This is a genomic window from Pseudomonas sp. S37, assembly GCF_016658545.1.
Classification (GTDB): Bacteria; Pseudomonadota; Gammaproteobacteria; order Pseudomonadales; family Pseudomonadaceae; genus Aquipseudomonas.
Genome location: NZ_JACVZC010000133.1, coordinates 1 through 15,674, shown reverse-complemented (window position 1 = coordinate 15,674; position 15,674 = coordinate 1). Strand labels below are relative to the sequence as shown.

The 15,674-nt window shown below is 63.0% G+C and carries 15 protein-coding genes; 12 read left to right on the top strand and 3 right to left on the bottom strand.

The window, feature by feature from the left end; genetic code table 11:
* Positions 1 to 133: 133 nt before the first annotated feature.
* Entirely contained in the window at positions 134 to 1,030 is an 897-nt protein-coding gene (locus IAE39_RS25860; RefSeq protein ID WP_201207333.1) for a LysR substrate-binding domain-containing protein, read from the bottom strand.
* Between the two features lie 107 nt (positions 1,031 to 1,137).
* On the opposite strand from IAE39_RS25860, the gene IAE39_RS25855 reads away from it, so the two are divergent.
* The 8 genes from IAE39_RS25855 (at position 1,138) to rpoS (ending at position 8,390) form a co-directional block, all read left to right on the top strand.
* Complete coding sequence (locus tag IAE39_RS25855; protein ID WP_016485227.1) at positions 1,138 to 2,250, top strand: S-(hydroxymethyl)glutathione dehydrogenase/class III alcohol dehydrogenase; 1,113 nt, start codon at positions 1,138 to 1,140, stop codon at positions 2,248 to 2,250.
* Between the two features lie 8 nt (positions 2,251 to 2,258).
* Positions 2,259 to 3,113: an S-formylglutathione hydrolase gene (gene fghA / locus IAE39_RS25850; protein WP_201207332.1), complete on the top strand. Its 855-nt coding sequence runs from the start codon at positions 2,259 to 2,261 to the stop codon at positions 3,111 to 3,113.
* 149 nt (positions 3,114 to 3,262) lie between these two features.
* Positions 3,263 to 3,736: a 2-C-methyl-D-erythritol 2,4-cyclodiphosphate synthase gene (ispF, locus tag IAE39_RS25845; RefSeq protein WP_201207331.1), complete on the top strand. Its 474-nt coding sequence runs from the start codon at positions 3,263 to 3,265 to the stop codon at positions 3,734 to 3,736.
* Positions 3,733 to 4,791 carry a tRNA pseudouridine(13) synthase TruD gene (gene truD / locus IAE39_RS25840; protein WP_201207330.1) on the top strand — a complete coding sequence of 353 codons (1,059 nt, stop codon included), beginning with the start codon at positions 3,733 to 3,735 and terminating at the stop codon, positions 4,789 to 4,791. Before ispF ends, truD begins: the two co-directional genes overlap by 4 nt.
* Positions 4,779 to 5,528, top strand: coding sequence for a 5'/3'-nucleotidase SurE (gene surE, locus IAE39_RS25835; RefSeq protein ID WP_201207329.1), 750 nt, complete (start codon positions 4,779 to 4,781; stop codon positions 5,526 to 5,528). Before truD ends, surE begins: the two co-directional genes overlap by 13 nt.
* A 35-nt stretch (positions 5,529 to 5,563) precedes the next feature.
* Positions 5,564 to 6,202: a protein-L-isoaspartate(D-aspartate) O-methyltransferase gene (locus IAE39_RS25830; RefSeq protein ID WP_003252348.1), complete on the top strand. Its 639-nt coding sequence runs from the start codon at positions 5,564 to 5,566 to the stop codon at positions 6,200 to 6,202.
* Positions 6,203 to 6,416: 214 nt separating this feature from the next.
* Entirely contained in the window at positions 6,417 to 7,274 is an 858-nt protein-coding gene (locus tag IAE39_RS25825) for a peptidoglycan DD-metalloendopeptidase family protein (protein ID WP_201207334.1), read from the top strand.
* 108 nt (positions 7,275 to 7,382) lie between these two features.
* Positions 7,383 to 8,390, top strand: a complete 1,008-nt coding sequence (rpoS, locus tag IAE39_RS25820) for an RNA polymerase sigma factor RpoS (protein ID WP_003252351.1) — start codon at positions 7,383 to 7,385, stop codon at positions 8,388 to 8,390.
* Positions 8,391 to 9,044: 654 nt separating this feature from the next.
* On the opposite strand, the gene fdxA is transcribed toward rpoS, so the two are convergent.
* Complete coding sequence (gene fdxA, locus IAE39_RS25815) at positions 9,045 to 9,368, bottom strand: ferredoxin FdxA (protein WP_201207328.1); 324 nt, start codon at positions 9,366 to 9,368, stop codon at positions 9,045 to 9,047.
* A 140-nt stretch (positions 9,369 to 9,508) separates the two neighbouring features.
* Positions 9,509 to 12,082: a DNA mismatch repair protein MutS gene (mutS, locus tag IAE39_RS25810; protein WP_201207327.1), complete on the bottom strand. Its 2,574-nt coding sequence runs from the start codon at positions 12,080 to 12,082 to the stop codon at positions 9,509 to 9,511.
* Between the two features lie 187 nt (positions 12,083 to 12,269).
* On the opposite strand from mutS, the gene IAE39_RS25805 reads away from it, so the two are divergent.
* The 4 genes from IAE39_RS25805 to recX all read left to right on the top strand — a co-directional run bounded on the left by IAE39_RS25805 (position 12,270) and on the right by recX (position 15,537).
* Positions 12,270 to 13,337: a hypothetical protein gene (locus tag IAE39_RS25805; RefSeq protein ID WP_201207326.1), complete on the top strand. Its 1,068-nt coding sequence runs from the start codon at positions 12,270 to 12,272 to the stop codon at positions 13,335 to 13,337.
* Between the two features lie 54 nt (positions 13,338 to 13,391).
* Positions 13,392 to 13,874, top strand: coding sequence for a CinA family protein (locus tag IAE39_RS25800; RefSeq protein WP_201207325.1), 483 nt, complete (start codon positions 13,392 to 13,394; stop codon positions 13,872 to 13,874).
* Positions 13,875 to 13,977: 103 nt separating this feature from the next.
* On the top strand, positions 13,978 to 15,045 hold the full coding sequence (gene recA, locus IAE39_RS25795; RefSeq protein ID WP_201207324.1) for a recombinase RecA: 1,068 nt from the start codon (positions 13,978 to 13,980) through the stop codon (positions 15,043 to 15,045).
* Positions 15,046 to 15,066: 21 nt separating this feature from the next.
* Positions 15,067 to 15,537, top strand: a complete 471-nt coding sequence (recX, locus tag IAE39_RS25790) for a recombination regulator RecX (protein WP_201207323.1) — start codon at positions 15,067 to 15,069, stop codon at positions 15,535 to 15,537.
* Positions 15,538 to 15,674 lie beyond the last annotated feature (137 nt).

The following is a 15,674-nucleotide window of genomic DNA, read 5'->3' as shown; positions in this document are numbered from 1 at the left end:
CCGTAATCGGTGTCCGGAAAAACTTGACCAGAACAAACCCGCTCCCACAGGACTTCCACCGGATCTGAAATCTGTGGAATACCTGTGTGAGCGGGTTTACCCGCGAAGAGGCCGGCACACGCAACACATATCTTCAGCCCAACCGATACTCCGGCAACCCCGCCAACCCTTCCTTCAGGTAATCCACCAAGCGCCGCACTTTCGGCGACAAATGCCGCTGTTGCGGATACAGCGCCCAAACCGCGGTATTAGGTGGCTGATGCCCCTCCAGCAGCGACACCAGCGCACCGCTGTGCAGGTGCTCCAGCACGTAATAGTCCGGCAACTGGCACAAGCCGATCCCCAGCAACGCCGCATCCAGCACCGCCTGCCCGCTGTTGCAGCGCCAGTTGCCCTGCACCCGCTGGCTGATCTCGCGGCCGTCCTGCTGCAGCGCCCACAAGTCCGAACTGCCTACCAGGCAATTGTGCCGCGCCAGCTCCGACAGGCTGTGCGGCCGCCCATAACGTTCCAGATACGCCGGCGAGGCGCACAGGTACATGCGCCGTGGCGCCAGGCGGGTCGCCACCAGCCGCGAGTCGGCCAACCGGCCGAGGCGGATGGCCAGGTCCATGCCTTCGTGCAGCAGGTCGAGGGTGTGGTTGCTCAGTTCCACATCCACCCGCAACTGCGGGTACAACGCCATGAACCGCGTTACCAGCGGCACGATGAACCGCTCGCCATAAGCCACCGCACAGGTCATGCGCAGCAGGCCCTTGGGCTCGCTGGCCAGGTCGCCCATGGCACGCAAGGCTTCCTCGCGGCCATCCTGAAGGCGCTGGCAATGCTGCAGAAAAGTCTGCCCGGCTTCGCTCAATGTCACCCGGCGAGTACTGCGGTAAAGCAGGCGCGTTTGCAGGCGCTCCTCCAGCCGGGCGATCTGCCGGCTGATATGCGACGAAGACACCCCCAGGCGTTCAGCGGCAGCGGTGAACTGGCCCGACTCGGCAACGGCGACGAATTCATCAATGCCTTCCCAGCGGCTGCTCATTGATTATCCCTGTGTAGCAATAATGTTTTGTCTTTGGCCTGATTATTCACCAAAAGGTACTGAATTACACTGTCAGCCTGAATCGACACTCTGTCTGGAGACCTTTGATGATCAAGTCCCGTGCTGCTGTAGCCTTCGAAGCCAAGAAACCCCTGGAAATCGTCGAAGTCGACGTGGCCATGCCCAAGGCAGGTGAAGTGCTGCTGCGCGTGGTCGCCAGCGGTGTCTGCCACACCGACGCCTACACCCTGTCCGGTGCCGATCCGGAAGGCATCTTCCCGTCGATCCTCGGCCACGAGGGCGGTGCAATCGTCGAAGCGGTAGGCGAGGGCGTGACTTCGGTGGCCGTGGGTGACCACGTGATCCCGCTGTACACCCCGGAATGCGGCAAGTGCAAGTTCTGCCTGTCGGGCAAGACCAACCTGTGCCAGGCCATCCGCGCTACCCAGGGCAAGGGCCTGATGCCGGACGGCACCACGCGCTTCTCCTACAAGGGGCAGCAGCTGTTCCACTACATGGGCACCTCGACCTTCTCCGAGTACACCGTCCTGCCGGAAATTTCGGTGGCCAAGATCCAGAAAGAAGCACCGCTGGAAAAGGTCTGTCTGCTGGGCTGCGGCGTTACCACCGGCATCGGTGCGGTGCTCAACACCGCCAAGGTCAAGCCGGGTGACACCGTGGCCATCTTCGGCCTCGGCGGCATCGGCCTGTCGGCCGTGATCGGTGCGGTAAAGGCCAAGGCCGCGCGCATCATCGCCATCGACATCAACCCGGCCAAGTTCGAGATCGCCCGCCAGCTGGGTGCCACCGACTGCATCAACCCGAAAGACTACGACCGCCCGATCCAGGAAGTGATCGTCGACCTCACCGACGGTGGCGTGGACTTCTCCTTCGAGTGCATCGGCAACGTGCAACTGATGCGCGCCGCCCTGGAGTGCTGCCACAAGGGCTGGGGTGAGTCGGTGATCATCGGTGTGGCCGGTGCCGGCCAGGAAATCGCTACCCGCCCGTTCCAGCTGGTGACTGGCCGCGTCTGGCGTGGTTCGGCGTTCGGCGGCGTACGTGGCCGCAGCGAGCTGCCAAGCTACGTGGAAATGTCCGAGAAGGGCGAGATTCCGCTGGATACCTTCATCACCCACACCATGGGCCTGGAAGACATCAACAAGGCTTTCGACCTGATGCATGAAGGCAAGAGCATCCGCAGCGTAATCCACTTCTGAGGTACGCCATGAGCCTGGATAACATCTCCTGCCAGAAAAGCTTCGGCGGCTGGCACAAGCGTTACCGGCATCACTCCAAGGTGCTGGGTTGCGACATGGTGTTTGCCGTTTACCTGCCACCGCAGGCCGAGCAGGGCGAGAAGCTGCCGGTGCTGTACTGGCTGAGCGGCCTGACCTGCACCGACGAGAACTTCATGCAGAAGGCCGGCGCCCAGCGCCTGGCCGCCGAGCTGGGGCTGATCATCGTCGCCCCCGACACCAGCCCGCGTGGCGAGCAGGTGCCGGGCGACCCTGACGGCGCCTGGGACTTTGGCCTGGGTGCCGGCTTCTACCTCAACGCCACCCAGCAACCCTGGGCCCAGCACTACCGCATGCACGACTATGTGGTGCAGGAGTTGCCGGCACTGATCGAGGCGCACTTCCCGGCCTCGGCCGAGCGCAGCATCAGCGGCCATTCCATGGGTGGGCATGGTGCGTTGGTGTGCGCCTTGCGCAACCCGGGGCGTTATAGCTCGGTGTCGGCGTTCTCGCCGATCAGCAACCCGATGGATTGCCCATGGGGCGAGAAGGCCTTCAGCCGTTACCTGGGTGAAGACCGTGCACGCTGGCGCGAGTGGGATGCCAGCGTGCTGCTGGCCGAAACCCCTGCTGGCGAGTGCCCACCGTTGCTGGTGGACCAGGGCGACCGTGATGACTTCCTCGAGAAGCAGCTCAAGCCCGAAGCGCTGGAGCAGGCTGCACGCAAAGGCGGCCATGAGCTGACCCTGCGCCTGCAGCCTGGTTATGACCACAGCTACTACTTCATCGCCAGCTTCATCGAAGAGCACCTGCGCCACCATGCGGTGGCGCTGGGGCGGGTGTAGGGCATAGCATTTTCGGTGCCTGTGAAATCGAGCGCCGCCCGCGCGGCGCTCGGTCTCCCAGGCGCAGATAATCTTGCGGTAATCACCCCAGCCCCAATGGCAGCCAAAGCAGGTAGAATCACGCCCTGACAAATTCAGGGCGTTTTCTTATGCGTATTGGCCACGGCTACGATGTGCACCGTTTCTGCGACGGTGATTTCATTACCTTGGGCGGGGTGCGTATCCCGCACAAATTCGGCCTGCTGGCCCACTCCGACGGCGATGTGCTGCTGCACGCCCTGAGCGATGCCTTGCTTGGCGCGGCTGCGCTGGGTGACATCGGCAAGCATTTCCCAGACACCGACCCGCAATTCAAGGGCGCAGACAGCCGCGTGCTGCTGCGTCACGTGGTCGCTGTCGTCAAGGCCAAGGGCTGGAAGGTCGGCAACGTCGACGCCACCATCGTCGCCCAGGCGCCGAAAATGGCTCCGCACATCGAAACCATGCGCCAGCTGATCGCCGAAGACCTGCAGGTTGAGCTCGACCAGGTCAACGTCAAGGCCACCACCACCGAGAAACTGGGCTTCTGTGGCCGCGAGGAGGGTATTGCCGTGCATTCGGTCGCCCTGCTGCTGCCAGCATGACTGAACTGGAACTGCTGGGCCCGCGCGCATCGGGCGAAGTACTGGGCACCGCCGTCCTCAAGGCAGTGGCTGAAGACTTCCAGGTCGACGAAGTGCTCGACATCCCGCTGTCGGGCCAGGGTGAGCACCTGTGGCTGTGGGTCGAAAAGCGTGACCTGAACACCGAAGAGGCCGCACGCCGCCTGGCCCGCGCCGCTGGCGTGCCGGTGCGCAGCATAAGCTACGCCGGGCTCAAGGACCGCCAGGCGCTGACCCGCCAGTGGTTCAGCCTGCACCTGCCAGGCAAGGCCGACCCGGACCTGTCGCGTGCCGAGGACGCCACCCTGCGTGTGCTCAAGCAGGTGCGTCACCAGCGCAAGCTGCAACGTGGCGCGCATTCGGCCAATGGCTTCACACTGCGCCTGACAGCCCTGGCCGCCGATCACCAGGCACTGGATGCGCGCCTGGCGCAGCTCAAGCAACACGGTGTGCCCAACTATTTCGGCACCCAGCGTTTCGGCCACGGCGGTGGCAACGTCCACGACGCCCTCGATTGGGCCGCACGCAAGGCGTTGCCCGAGCAGCGCAACGTGCGTTCGCGGCTGCTGTCGGCCGGGCGCAGCTACCTGTTCAACCAGGTGCTGGCGGCACGTGTCGCCGAAGGCAGTTGGAACCGTGCCCAGGTCGGTGACCTGCTGGCGTTCACCGACAGCCGCAGCTTCTTCCCGGCAGGCGAGGCGGAATGTGCCGACCCGCGCCTGGCCATTCTCGACCTGCACCCGACCGGCCCGATGTGGGGCGAGGGTGCATCGCCTGCTGCCGGCGCCACGGCGCAGTTGGAAAACACCGTCGGCGCACGCCAGGCGGCACTTTGCCAGTGGCTGGCCCAGACGGGCATGGATCACGAACGGCGCATTCTGCGGCTCCCTATTGGCGGCCTTACGTGGCATTATCCCGAGCCTGATATCCTGCAACTGGAATTCGTCCTGCCGGCCGGATGCTTCGCCACCGTGGTGGTGCGTGAAGTCGTGGATCTGGTGTCGGCAGGGCAGACGGACAGCCCATGCGTATTCTGATTTCGAACGACGACGGTGTTACCGCACCCGGCCTCGCCGCGCTGCACGCTGCGCTGGCGGATTACGCCGAGTGCGCGGTAATTGCCCCTGAACAAGACAAGAGCGGTGCCAGCAGTTCGCTGACGCTGGACCGGCCACTGCACCCGCAGACCTTGGCCAATGGTTTCATCAGCCTCAACGGCACGCCGACCGATTGTGTGCACCTGGGGCTCAATGGGCTGTTGCCGCATACGCCGGACATGGTCGTGTCGGGGATCAACCTCGGCGCCAACCTGGGTGACGACGTGCTGTATTCGGGCACGGTTGCCGCAGCGCTTGAGGGTCGCTTCCTTGGTGGCACCTCGCTGGCGTTTTCGTTGTTGTCGCGCCTGCCGGACAACCTGCCGACGGCGGCCCACATCGCCCGTCGCCTGGTCGAGGCACAATCGCGCCTGGCATTGCCGCCACGCACCGTACTCAACGTCAACATCCCCAACCTGCCACTGGAGCACATCCGCGGCATCCAGCTTACCCGCCTCGGGCACCGGGCGCGGGCGGCGGCGCCGACCAAGGTGGTCAACCCGCGTGGCAAGGAAGGCTACTGGATCGCCGTGGCAGGTGATGCCGAGGATGGCGGCCCGGGTACCGACTTCCATGCGGTGATGCAAGGTTACGTCTCGATCACCCCGCTGCAGCTCGACCGCACCTTCAGTGATGCCTTCGAGCAGCTCGACGGTTGGCTGGAGGGCCTGCTCTGATGCGCGAGGACGATATGCTGCGGCGCGGCATCGGCATGACCTCCCAACGTACCCGGGAGCGTCTTATCCAGCGCCTGTGCGAAGAGGGCGTGTCGAACACCAAGGTGCTCGATGTGATCCGTCGTACGCCGCGCCACCTGTTCGTCGACGAGGCGCTGGCACACCGCGCCTATGAAGACACCGCGCTGCCCATCGGCCATAACCAGACCATCTCGCAGCCGTTCATGGTTGCCCACATGAGCGAGCTGCTGCTCGAAGCCGGGCCATTGGACAAGGTGCTGGAGATCGGTACCGGTTCCGGCTACCAGACGGCGATCCTGGCCCAGCTGGTAGAGCGGGTGTTCTCGGTGGAGCGTATCAAGGTGCTGCAGGACCGGGCCAAGGAGCGCCTGGTGGAGCTGAACCTGCGCAACGTGGTGTTCCGCTGGGGCGACGGTTGCGAGGGTTGGCCTGCGCTGGCGCCTTACAACGGCATCATCGTCACTGCCGTGGCGCCGGAGGTGCCGCAGGCGTTGCTCGACCAGTTGGCCCCCGGTGGCCGTATGGTCATCCCGGTAGGGCCGGCGGGTGAAGCGCAGCAACTGATGCTGATCGTACGCGAGGAACATGGATTCTCCCGTCGCGTGCTGGGTGCCGTGCGCTTCGTGCCGTTGCTCAATGGGCCGTTGGCCTGAACTGTGCCGCTTTGAGCCGGGCGGTATTTTTGCACCGCCGGCGAATTCTTGCTGCATCGCCCTGTCTATCTGGCGGGGCGAAGCGTTAGCGCAACCGCGGCTTTGCAACAGCCTTTTGCATCAGCCTGCCAATACCGGCTGGCTTGGTTATAATTGCAACAATATTGCATTTCTTGTCTTCATATCGTTTTTCGGCACCATGAGGGGAGCGCGGGTGGGTCACACAGTCATTCGGCAGCGCAAGGATGGGTCGGGTTTCAAGCTTCTGGTGATTGCATTGGCCATGGGCACGCTTCTGGTGGGTTGCTCGAGCACCAGCAGCACCAGCGCGCGGGTGGTCGACCGCAACAACAGCGCACCCAAGCGCCCGGCGGTGACGTCGGGGCAATACATCGTCAAGCCTGGCGATACCCTGTTCTCCATCGCCTTCCGCTATGGCTGGGACTACAAGGAACTGGCCGCACGCAATGGCATCGCGGCGCCTTACACCATCCGCCCGGGCCAAGCGATTCGTTTCAGCAGCGGCTCCGGCAGCAGTACCACGGTGGTGTCCAGCCCGTCCTCTTCAAGCCGCACCACGGTCACGCGGCGGCCTGTAGGCAGCACTGTCACCACGCCTGCCAGCACCAGCAAACCGGCCACGCCGGCTGCGTCCACCAGCGCCCCGGTGGCTGCGACCGTGCCGGCCGCAGAGCGCGCGGTAGGCGGCTGGACCTGGCCCGCCAACGGCGTGCTGATTGGAAAATTTGCTTCAAACGGTAGTTTGAATAAAGGCATTGATATCGCCGGTGATTTGGGACAGCCTGTTTTTGCTGCGTCTGATGGTGCGGTGGTTTACGCCGGGAGTGGTTTAAGGGGCTACGGCGAGCTGATCATCATCAAGCACAGCGATACCTACGTCAGTGCCTACGGCCATAACCGCAGGCTGTTGGTTCGGGAGGGGCAGCAGGTCAAGGCAGGGCAGTCGATTGCTGAAATGGGGTCTACGGGCACTGATCGGGTGAAGCTGCATTTCGAGATTCGCCGCCAGGGTAAACCCGTCGATCCGCTCCAGTTCCTGCCACGTCGTTGACCGTTGTACCCGGCCTGTTCCTGTGATGTAGAGGGGACAGGCTCAAGCGCTGCCAGGGATAAAGGTGCCGCTCGAGTCTGAGTTCGAACTCAGCAAAGGACTATAACAATGGCTCTCAGTAAAGAAGTGCCGGAGTTTGACATCGACGATGACGTCCTCCTGATGGAGACGGGTATCGTTTTGGAAACGGATGTGGTGTCAGACGAACCTGCTGTATCTTCGGTTCGGACGAGGGCCAAGTCGGGCTCTTCGCTCAAGCAACACAAGTATATCGATTACAGCCGGGCGCTCGATGCCACCCAGTTGTATCTCAACGAGATCGGCTTCTCGCCGCTGCTGTCGCCGGAAGAGGAAGTGCACTTTGCGCGCTTGTCGCAAAAGGGCGACCCTGCCGGCCGCAAGCGCATGATCGAAAGCAACCTGCGCCTGGTTGTGAAAATTGCCCGTCGTTACGTGAACCGTGGCCTGTCGCTGCTCGACCTGATCGAGGAGGGCAACCTGGGGCTGATCCGTGCGGTCGAGAAGTTCGACCCGGAGCGTGGTTTCCGTTTCTCGACCTATGCGACCTGGTGGATTCGCCAGACCATCGAACGGGCGATCATGAACCAGACCCGCACCATTCGCCTGCCCATTCACGTGGTCAAGGAACTGAACGTCTACTTGCGCGCTGCCCGCGAGCTGACCCAGAAACTGGACCACGAACCCTCGCCGGAAGAAATCGCCACCTTGCTGGAAAAACCCGTCGCCGAAGTCAAGCGCATGCTCGGCCTGAACGAGCGGGTGTCTTCGGTGGACGTGTCGCTCGGCCCGGACTCGGACAAGACCCTGCTCGACACCCTGACCGACGACCGCCCGACCGACCCGTGCGAGCTGCTGCAGGATGACGACCTGTCGCAGAGCATCGACCAGTGGCTGGGGGAGTTGACCGACAAGCAGCGTGAAGTGGTAGTACGCCGCTTTGGCCTGCGCGGGCATGAGAGCAGCACCCTGGAGGATGTTGGCCTGGAGATCGGCCTGACCCGTGAGCGGGTGCGGCAGATCCAGGTGGAAGGGCTCAAGCGCTTGCGTGAGATTCTGGAGAAGAATGGCCTGTCCAGTGAGTCGTTGTTTCAGTAGCGAAGGCTGAAATGCAAAACGCCCCGATAACCTCGGGGCGTTTTTGTATGTGGCGAAAAGTGATGTTCCATTTGGGATTGTCGGGCGCGCGGTGCGCCCCTTTCGCGACACAAGGCCGCTCCCACAGGTATTGCATCGCCTGTGGATACACCACTTTCTTGTGGGAGCGGCCTTGCGTCGCGATGGGCTGCAAAGCAGCCCCCAAAATCTGCCCGGCAACACATATGTCGAATGTGTACCGCGCTACCCCAGTAACATCGCGTGTAAGCCTTTGCTTACTTGTTTTGTAAGCTATCTATGCAATCTTCAGTAAATCAATGTCGTTTCCAGATACTGCATTTTCACAACTCATTGAAAAGCATGGTGTATTCGGCCGTGAGCAAATGTGTCCCTGGCAATACCCTGTAAGGTCCGGCGCTTGCCCGCCCGGCTGAACCCGCTAGTATTCGAACTGTGCACAGGGACATGCACAGGCTTTCAGGACGAAGGCCAGGGACATCGCAAGAAGCGATTTCATCAGGACGATGTTTGGGACAAGCAGGGACTACGGAAAAAAATGTGGGCGGGTCAAACCGCCCCTTTTTTTTGCCCGCGTTTTTTGCCCACAGAAAACAAAAAAAGGCCCCGAGGGGCCTTTTTCGCGTCCGGGCGCTATCAGCGCTCCAGGTCGGCAATCTTGCCCGTCTTGCCATCCCACTCTTCAGCGTCCGGCAGGGCGTCTTTACGCTCGGTGATGTTCGGCCAGACTTCCGCCAGTTCGGCGTTCAGCTCGATGAAGTTCTCCATGCCCGAAGGCACTTCGTCTTCCGAGAAGATAGCTTGCGCTGGGCACTCCGGTTCGCACAGGGCGCAGTCGATGCACTCGTCCGGGTGGATGACCAGGAAGTTCGGGCCTTCGTAGAAGCAGTCCACCGGACAGACTTCCACGCAGTCGGTGTATTTGCATTTGATGCAGTTGTCGGTGACGACGAAGGTCATTTCTAATTCTCTCCTCAGGCGACGGCGGCGGCCCTTCCTCTCAGGGCCGCGCGGTTTACGGGTATGTGGCTGCAGGCCAGGCTAATAACCTGCAGCACCAGCAAACCGCGGCGGATTCTACCAGCTTGTAATGGGCGCCGTTATAACAGGTTCTTTAGTTGATATAGCATTTCGATAGCTTGACGCGGGGTCATGTCGTCCAGCTGCAGTTTGCCCAGCTTCTCGATGGCCGGGTGTGGCAGGCTGGCGAACAAGTCGCTCTGGTGCGGCACCTGTGGCGCGTCCTTGGCTTTTGGGGCCGAGGGTTGCTCATGGGGCAGGCTGGTGGTTTCCAGCCGCCCAAGGTGTTCGCGGGCACGCTGTATCACCACGGTTGGCACGCCGGCCAGTTGCGCCACGGCCAGGCCGTAACTCTGGCTGGCAGGGCCAGGCAGTACGTGGTGCAGGAACACGATACGTTCGTTGTGCTCGGTGGCGTTCAGGTGCACGTTGGCCACCAGCGGCTCGCTTTCCGGCAGTACGGTAAGCTCGAAGTAGTGGGTGGCGAACAGCGTGTAGGCGCGCAGCTGGGCCAGGCGCTCGGCGGCGGCCCAGGCCAGCGACAGGCCGTCGAAGGTACTGGTGCCACGCCCCACTTCGTCCATCAGCACCAGGCTGCGGTCGGTGGCGTTGTGCAGGATGTTGGCGGTTTCGCTCATCTCGACCATGAAGGTGGAGCGCCCGCCGGCCAGGTCATCGCTGGAGCCGATACGGGTGAAGATGCGGTCGACCAGCGACAGCTCGCAACTGGCCGCCGGCACGAAGCTGCCGATATGGGCCAGCAGCACGATCAGGGCCGTCTGGCGCATGTAAGTGGACTTACCACCCATGTTCGGGCCGGTAATGATCAGCATGCGGGTGCTGTTGTCCAGGCCCAGGTCATTGGCTACGAACGGCGTGGTCAGTACTTGTTCCACTACCGGGTGGCGGCCTTGCTCGATGCGCAGGCAAGGCTCGTCGACGAAGCGCGGGCAGTTCAGGTCAAGGTTCAGCGCGCGCTCGGCCAGGTTACTGAGCACGTCAAGTTCGGCCAGGGCGGCTGCGCTGTCCTGCAGCGGCGCCAGGTGGCTGATAAGGGTTTCCAGCAGGGCGTCGTAGAGCATTTTCTCGCGAGCCAGGGCACGGCTCTTGGCCGACAGTGCCTTGTCCTCGAACGCCTTCAGCTCCGGGGTGATGAAGCGCTCGGCGCCTTTCAGGGTCTGGCGGCGGATGTAGTCGCCCGGTGCCTGCTCGGCCTGCTTGGTCGGCAGTTCGATGAAGTAGCCATGCACGCGGTTGTAGCCGACCTTGAGGTTGGCCAGGCCGGTGCGGGCCTTTTCACGGGCTTCCAGGTCGATCAGGAACTGGCCGGCGTTTTCGCTGATCGCCAGCAGGTCGTCCAGTTCGTTGTCGTAACCGGCCTTGAGCACGCCGCCATCGCGGATCACCGCCGGCGGGTTGTCGATGATCGCCCGCTCCAGCAGGCTGGCCAGTTCCGGATAGGTGCCGGTGATGGCAGCCAGGCGCGCCAGGTGCGGCGCCTCCAGCTCGGTCATGGCGTTTTGCAGTTCGGGCAGCGCACCCAGGGCGTCGCGCAGGCGCGCCAGGTCACGCGGGCGGGCATTGCGCAGGCCTATACGGGCGAGGATACGCTCGATGTCGCCAATTTCTTTCAGCTGCGGCTGCAGCTTTTCGAAACGGTAGCCGTCGAGCAGGCAGCGGATCGAGTCCTGACGTGCCTGCAGCACCTTCAGGTCGCGCAGCGGGCGGTTCAGCCAGCGGCTCAGCAGGCGGCTGGCCATGGCGGTCTGGCAGCGGTCGACCACCGATTGCAGGGTGTTGTCGCGCCCACCGGCCAGGTTCACGTCCAGTTCCAGGTTGCGCCGGCTGGCGCCGTCGAGGATGACCGTGTCGTCCAGGCGCTCATGGCGCAGGCTGCGCAGGTGCGGCAGGGCGGTGCGCTGGGTTTCCTTGGCGTAGGTCAGCAGGCAGCCGGCGGCGCCGATGGCCAGGGTCAGCTTGTCGCAACCGAAGCCTTTGAGGTCTTTGGTCGCAAACTGCTGGCACAGGGCCTTGCGCGCCGAATCGCGGTCGAAGTCCCACGGCGCGCGGCGGCGCGCGCCCGGGCGCTTCTCGGCCGGCAGGTCGCGTGGCCAGTCGTCGGGGATCAACAGTTCTACCGGGTTCAGGCGCTCGAGTTCGGCCAGCAGGTTTTCCCAGCCCTTGATCTCCTGCACGCTGAAGTTGCCGCTGGTGATGTCCAGCACGGCCAGGCCGAACAGGCGCTCGTCACCGAGCAGCGCGGCAATCAGGTTGTCGCGGCGCTCGTCGAGCAGCGCCTCGTCGCTGACCGTGCCGGGGGTGATGATGCGCACCACCTGGCGTTCCACCGGGCCCTTGCTGGTGGCGGGGTCGCCAACCTGCTCGCAGATCACCACCGACTCGCCGAGCTTGACCAGCTTGGCCAGGTAGCCTTCCAGCGAATGGAACGGAATCCCGCACATGGGGATGGACTGGCCGGCCGACTGGCCGCGCGCGGTCAGGGTGATGTCCAGCAGTTTCGCGGCTTTTTTCGCATCTTCGTAGAAGATTTCGTAGAAGTCGCCCATGCGGTAGAACATCAGCTGGTCCGGGTGCTGGTTCTTCAGCTTCCAGTACTGCTGCATCATCGGGGTGTGTGCGGAGAGATCAGACATTCAGGGCCTTACAGCGGGTGATCTGGTTGGCGAGGGTAAACCGGCAATGGTACAGGCTTTTTCCGTGAGATGCAGGCGCAGGCTATGGGGCATGTGCGCGCAGCCCGGCGGGCAATGGTGGAGCTGAAACGCGTTACCCACTAGAATGCGCGGCCCTCGACGAACGCCACCAGCCGTGACCTGCACGATGAATGTGTCCAGCCCTGTCCCCCATGTAAAGCAACAGCTGATCTACCTCCTTTATGGCGAGCGCCGGATCTATCAGCTGGAGGCCAAGCTCAGCATCCTCACTGCCCTGGCGCGTTGCAAACCGGCGGAGTTGCCGGTTATCCGCGTGCTCACCGACCAGCCACAGGCCTTTGTCGGTTGGCCGGTGGAAGTGATCACCCTGGATGAACAGACCCTGCAGGCCTGGACCGGTGAAGGTGGTTACACCCACCGGCGCAAGGCCTGCGCCATTGCCCAGGCCGGGCAGTGGGCGGACAAGACCGTGTTCATCGATACCGACACGGTGTTCTTGCAGTCGCCGCTCAAGCTGTTCAGCCAGGTCGATGCCGGGCAGTTCCTGGTGGACGAGGTGGAGGCGAACTGGGCCGAGGCTTCGGGCAGCAACGATTACCTGCGTTTCAGTGCCGGGCTGGCCGAGGCGGGCAATGCCCCGGCTGATGATTTGCGGTTGTGCAACAGCGGTGTCATGGGCTTTACCCGCTGTAATGTGGGTATTGCCGAGCGGGCCATCCCGCGTATCGATGCGTGGGCTCCCTACGCCTGTGACCTGCACACCATCGAGCAGATCGCCTTTTCCTTCGAGCTGCACGGGGCGAAGGTCAATGAAGCGCGTGGCGTGATCAGCCATTATTTTGCGATGAAGCAGTACGTGCATGCCGTGCTGGAGATTTTCTTTGCCCGGCATGGCGAGCATTTCCATTCGAAAATGCCGGGCCTGGCCCTGAAGGTGCCGGCGCATCGCCCGGTGCCGTCGTGGCCGGCGCGGCTTTCGGTGAAGTGGAGCCTCAAGGGGGTGCCGAAGGAGTTGCGAGGTATCGGCCGCAAGCTGCTGTACGGCAGTGTCATGAACAATGACGACTACCAGCGCGCGTGCAAGGTGATCTGGTGGCGTTCGGCAATCGAAGACATGTGCAAGCTGGACGGTTTTGCCTGGAACGAGGAATGGCCTGAAGGGCTGCCGCGCCTCGGCCGGCGCGACGAGCGTGCGTTCAGCGAAATTGCCCGGGGCAGCCTGCAGGTTTCCTGAGCCAGGGCGTGGGCAGGGTGATAGGGTAGAGGGCCGCTTTCAAGGAGCCCCGCCATGGACCCGATCACCACGCTTGCCGCCCGCCTGGGTGAGCACCTGCGCCGCTTCAATGCGCAGGTGACCACCGCCGAATCCTGCACGGGCGGTGGCATTGCCGAAGCTATCACCCGCATACCCGGCAGTTCGGCCTGGTTCGAGGCCGGTTACATCACCTACTCCAACGCCCAGAAAACCCGCCAGCTGGGGGTGCCCGAGGCGTTGTTCGGCCAGGTGGGAGCGGTTAGCCAGGAAGTGGTCGAGGCCATGGTCCGTGGTGCCCAGGCGGCCAGCGGGGCGCGCTTTGCCGTGGCAGTGAGCGGCGTGGCCGGGCCGGACGGTGGTTCCCCGGCCAAGCCGGTAGGCACCGTGTGGTTGGCCTGGGGCGACGGCAAGCGGGTGTTCAGCGAGCGGCGGCAGTTCGACGGTGACCGCGAGGCGGTGCGCCGACAGACGGTGATCGCCGCGTTAGACGGCTTGTTACAGCTTGGTGCCGAGTAAATCGACGACAGGGGTTTGCGCGAGCGCCTGCCTGTGGAATAATACTGGCTACTTATACAGGTATTGCGGCCGTCAGGGCCACGTCGAACACGTGAGGATTTCAATGGACGACAACAAGAAGCGCGCCTTGGCTGCGGCCCTGGGTCAGATCGAACGTCAATTCGGTAAAGGCGCGGTCATGCGCATGGGTGACCAGGAGCGTCAAGGCATCCCGGCCATCTCCACCGGCTCCCTGGGTCTGGACATCGCCCTGGGCATTGGCGGTCTGCCGAAAGGCCGTATCGTCGAGATCTACGGCCCGGAATCGTCGGGTAAGACCACGCTGACCCTGTCGGTCATCGCCGAAGCCCAGAAAAACGGCGCCACCTGCGCCTTCGTCGACGCCGAGCACGCCCTCGATCCTGAATACGCCGGCAAGCTGGGTGTCAACGTTGATGACCTGCTGGTTTCGCAGCCGGACACTGGCGAGCAAGCCCTGGAAATCACCGACATGCTGGTGCGTTCCAACGCGGTTGACGTGATCATCGTCGACTCCGTGGCTGCCCTGGTACCGAAGGCCGAGATCGAAGGCGAAATGGGTGACATGCACGTGGGCCTGCAGGCTCGCCTGATGTCCCAGGCGCTGCGCAAGATCACCGGTAACATCAAGAATGCCAACTGCCTGGTCATCTTCATCAACCAGATCCGTATGAAGATCGGCGTGATGTTCGGTAGCCCGGAAACCACCACCGGTGGTAACGCCCTGAAGTTCTACGCCTCGGTACGTCTGGACATCCGCCGTACTGGCGCCGTCAAGGAAGGCGACGAGGTGGTCGGTAGCGAAACCCGCGTCAAGATCGTCAAGAACAAGGTCTCGCCTCCGTTCCGCCAGGCTGAGTTCCAGATCCTCTACGGCAAGGGTATCTACCGTAACGGCGAGATCATCGACCTGGGTGTTTCTCAGGGGCTGGTCGAGAAGTCCGGTGCCTGGTACGCCTACCAGGGCAACAAGATCGGCCAAGGTAAAGCCAACGCTGCCAAGTACCTGGCTGAGAACCCGGCGATTGGTGCCGAGATCGAGAAGCAGATCCGTGACAAGCTGTTGAAGTCCGGTGCTGTCGCTGAGGCCGGCAAGGCTGCTGCGGCTGAGGCCAATGCAGACGACGTGGCTGACGCTGAAGCCGGTTATTGATTGCGCGGTAGATAGCTGAACATGTCCGCCGTACTCGACACCCCCGTCGCCATCCGGCGGACAGCCATGGACCTGCTTGCGCGACGTGAGCATGGTCGCGTCGAGCTGACGCGCAAGTTGCGTCAGCGCGGCGCTTTGGATGAGCTGATCGAGCCTGAGCTCGACCGGCTCACCGAAGAAGGGCTGCTGAGTGAAGCCCGTTACCTGGAAAGCTTCATCCGCTACCGTTCCGGCTCTGGCTATGGCCCCGCGCGTATTCGCGAAGAGCTTGGTCAGCGCGGGTTGGCGCGTGATGACATTGAGCAGGCGCTACGCGAGAGCGAGGTGGACTGGGGCGAACGCCTACGTGATGTATGGCAGCGCAAGTTTGCCGGGCAACGCCCACAAGACCCGCGCAGCCGTGCCCAGCAGACCCGCTTCCTGGCTTACCGGGGCTTCCCCATGGATATGATCGGCCGCTTGCTCAGTGGGCGCGATCTCGACGATTATTGAAGCTACCAACACCACCCTCCGCGCTGGTTTCTTCGCGGGCACGCCCGCTCCCACAGGTATTGCACTGGCTTCAGGCTCACACCATACCTGTAGGAGCGGCTTCAGCCGCGAACACCGGCAAAGCCGGTGCCATCCAC

Excerpts from the sequence above, each read along its gene's own strand:
- surE (WP_201207329.1), top strand. The coding sequence starts at position 4,779 with ATGCGTATTCTGATTTCGAACGACGACGGTGTTACCGCACCCGGCCTC.
- fdxA (WP_201207328.1), bottom strand. The coding sequence starts at position 9,368 with ATGACCTTCGTCGTCACCGACAACTGCATCAAATGCAAATACACCGAC.
- rpoS (WP_003252351.1), top strand. The coding sequence starts at position 7,383 with ATGGCTCTCAGTAAAGAAGTGCCGGAGTTTGACATCGACGATGACGTC.
- mutS (WP_201207327.1), bottom strand. The coding sequence starts at position 12,082 with ATGTCTGATCTCTCCGCACACACCCCGATGATGCAGCAGTACTGGAAG.
- IAE39_RS25855 (WP_016485227.1), top strand. The coding sequence starts at position 1,138 with ATGATCAAGTCCCGTGCTGCTGTAGCCTTCGAAGCCAAGAAACCCCTG.
- truD (WP_201207330.1), top strand. The coding sequence starts at position 3,733 with ATGACTGAACTGGAACTGCTGGGCCCGCGCGCATCGGGCGAAGTACTG.
- IAE39_RS25830 (WP_003252348.1), top strand. The coding sequence starts at position 5,564 with ATGACCTCCCAACGTACCCGGGAGCGTCTTATCCAGCGCCTGTGCGAA.
- fghA (WP_201207332.1), top strand. The coding sequence starts at position 2,259 with ATGAGCCTGGATAACATCTCCTGCCAGAAAAGCTTCGGCGGCTGGCAC.
- ispF (WP_201207331.1), top strand. The coding sequence starts at position 3,263 with ATGCGTATTGGCCACGGCTACGATGTGCACCGTTTCTGCGACGGTGAT.
- recX (WP_201207323.1), top strand. The coding sequence starts at position 15,067 with ATGTCCGCCGTACTCGACACCCCCGTCGCCATCCGGCGGACAGCCATG.
- recA (WP_201207324.1), top strand. The coding sequence starts at position 13,978 with ATGGACGACAACAAGAAGCGCGCCTTGGCTGCGGCCCTGGGTCAGATC.
- IAE39_RS25860 (WP_201207333.1), bottom strand. The coding sequence starts at position 1,030 with ATGAGCAGCCGCTGGGAAGGCATTGATGAATTCGTCGCCGTTGCCGAG.
- IAE39_RS25805 (WP_201207326.1), top strand. The coding sequence starts at position 12,270 with ATGAATGTGTCCAGCCCTGTCCCCCATGTAAAGCAACAGCTGATCTAC.
- IAE39_RS25800 (WP_201207325.1), top strand. The coding sequence starts at position 13,392 with ATGGACCCGATCACCACGCTTGCCGCCCGCCTGGGTGAGCACCTGCGC.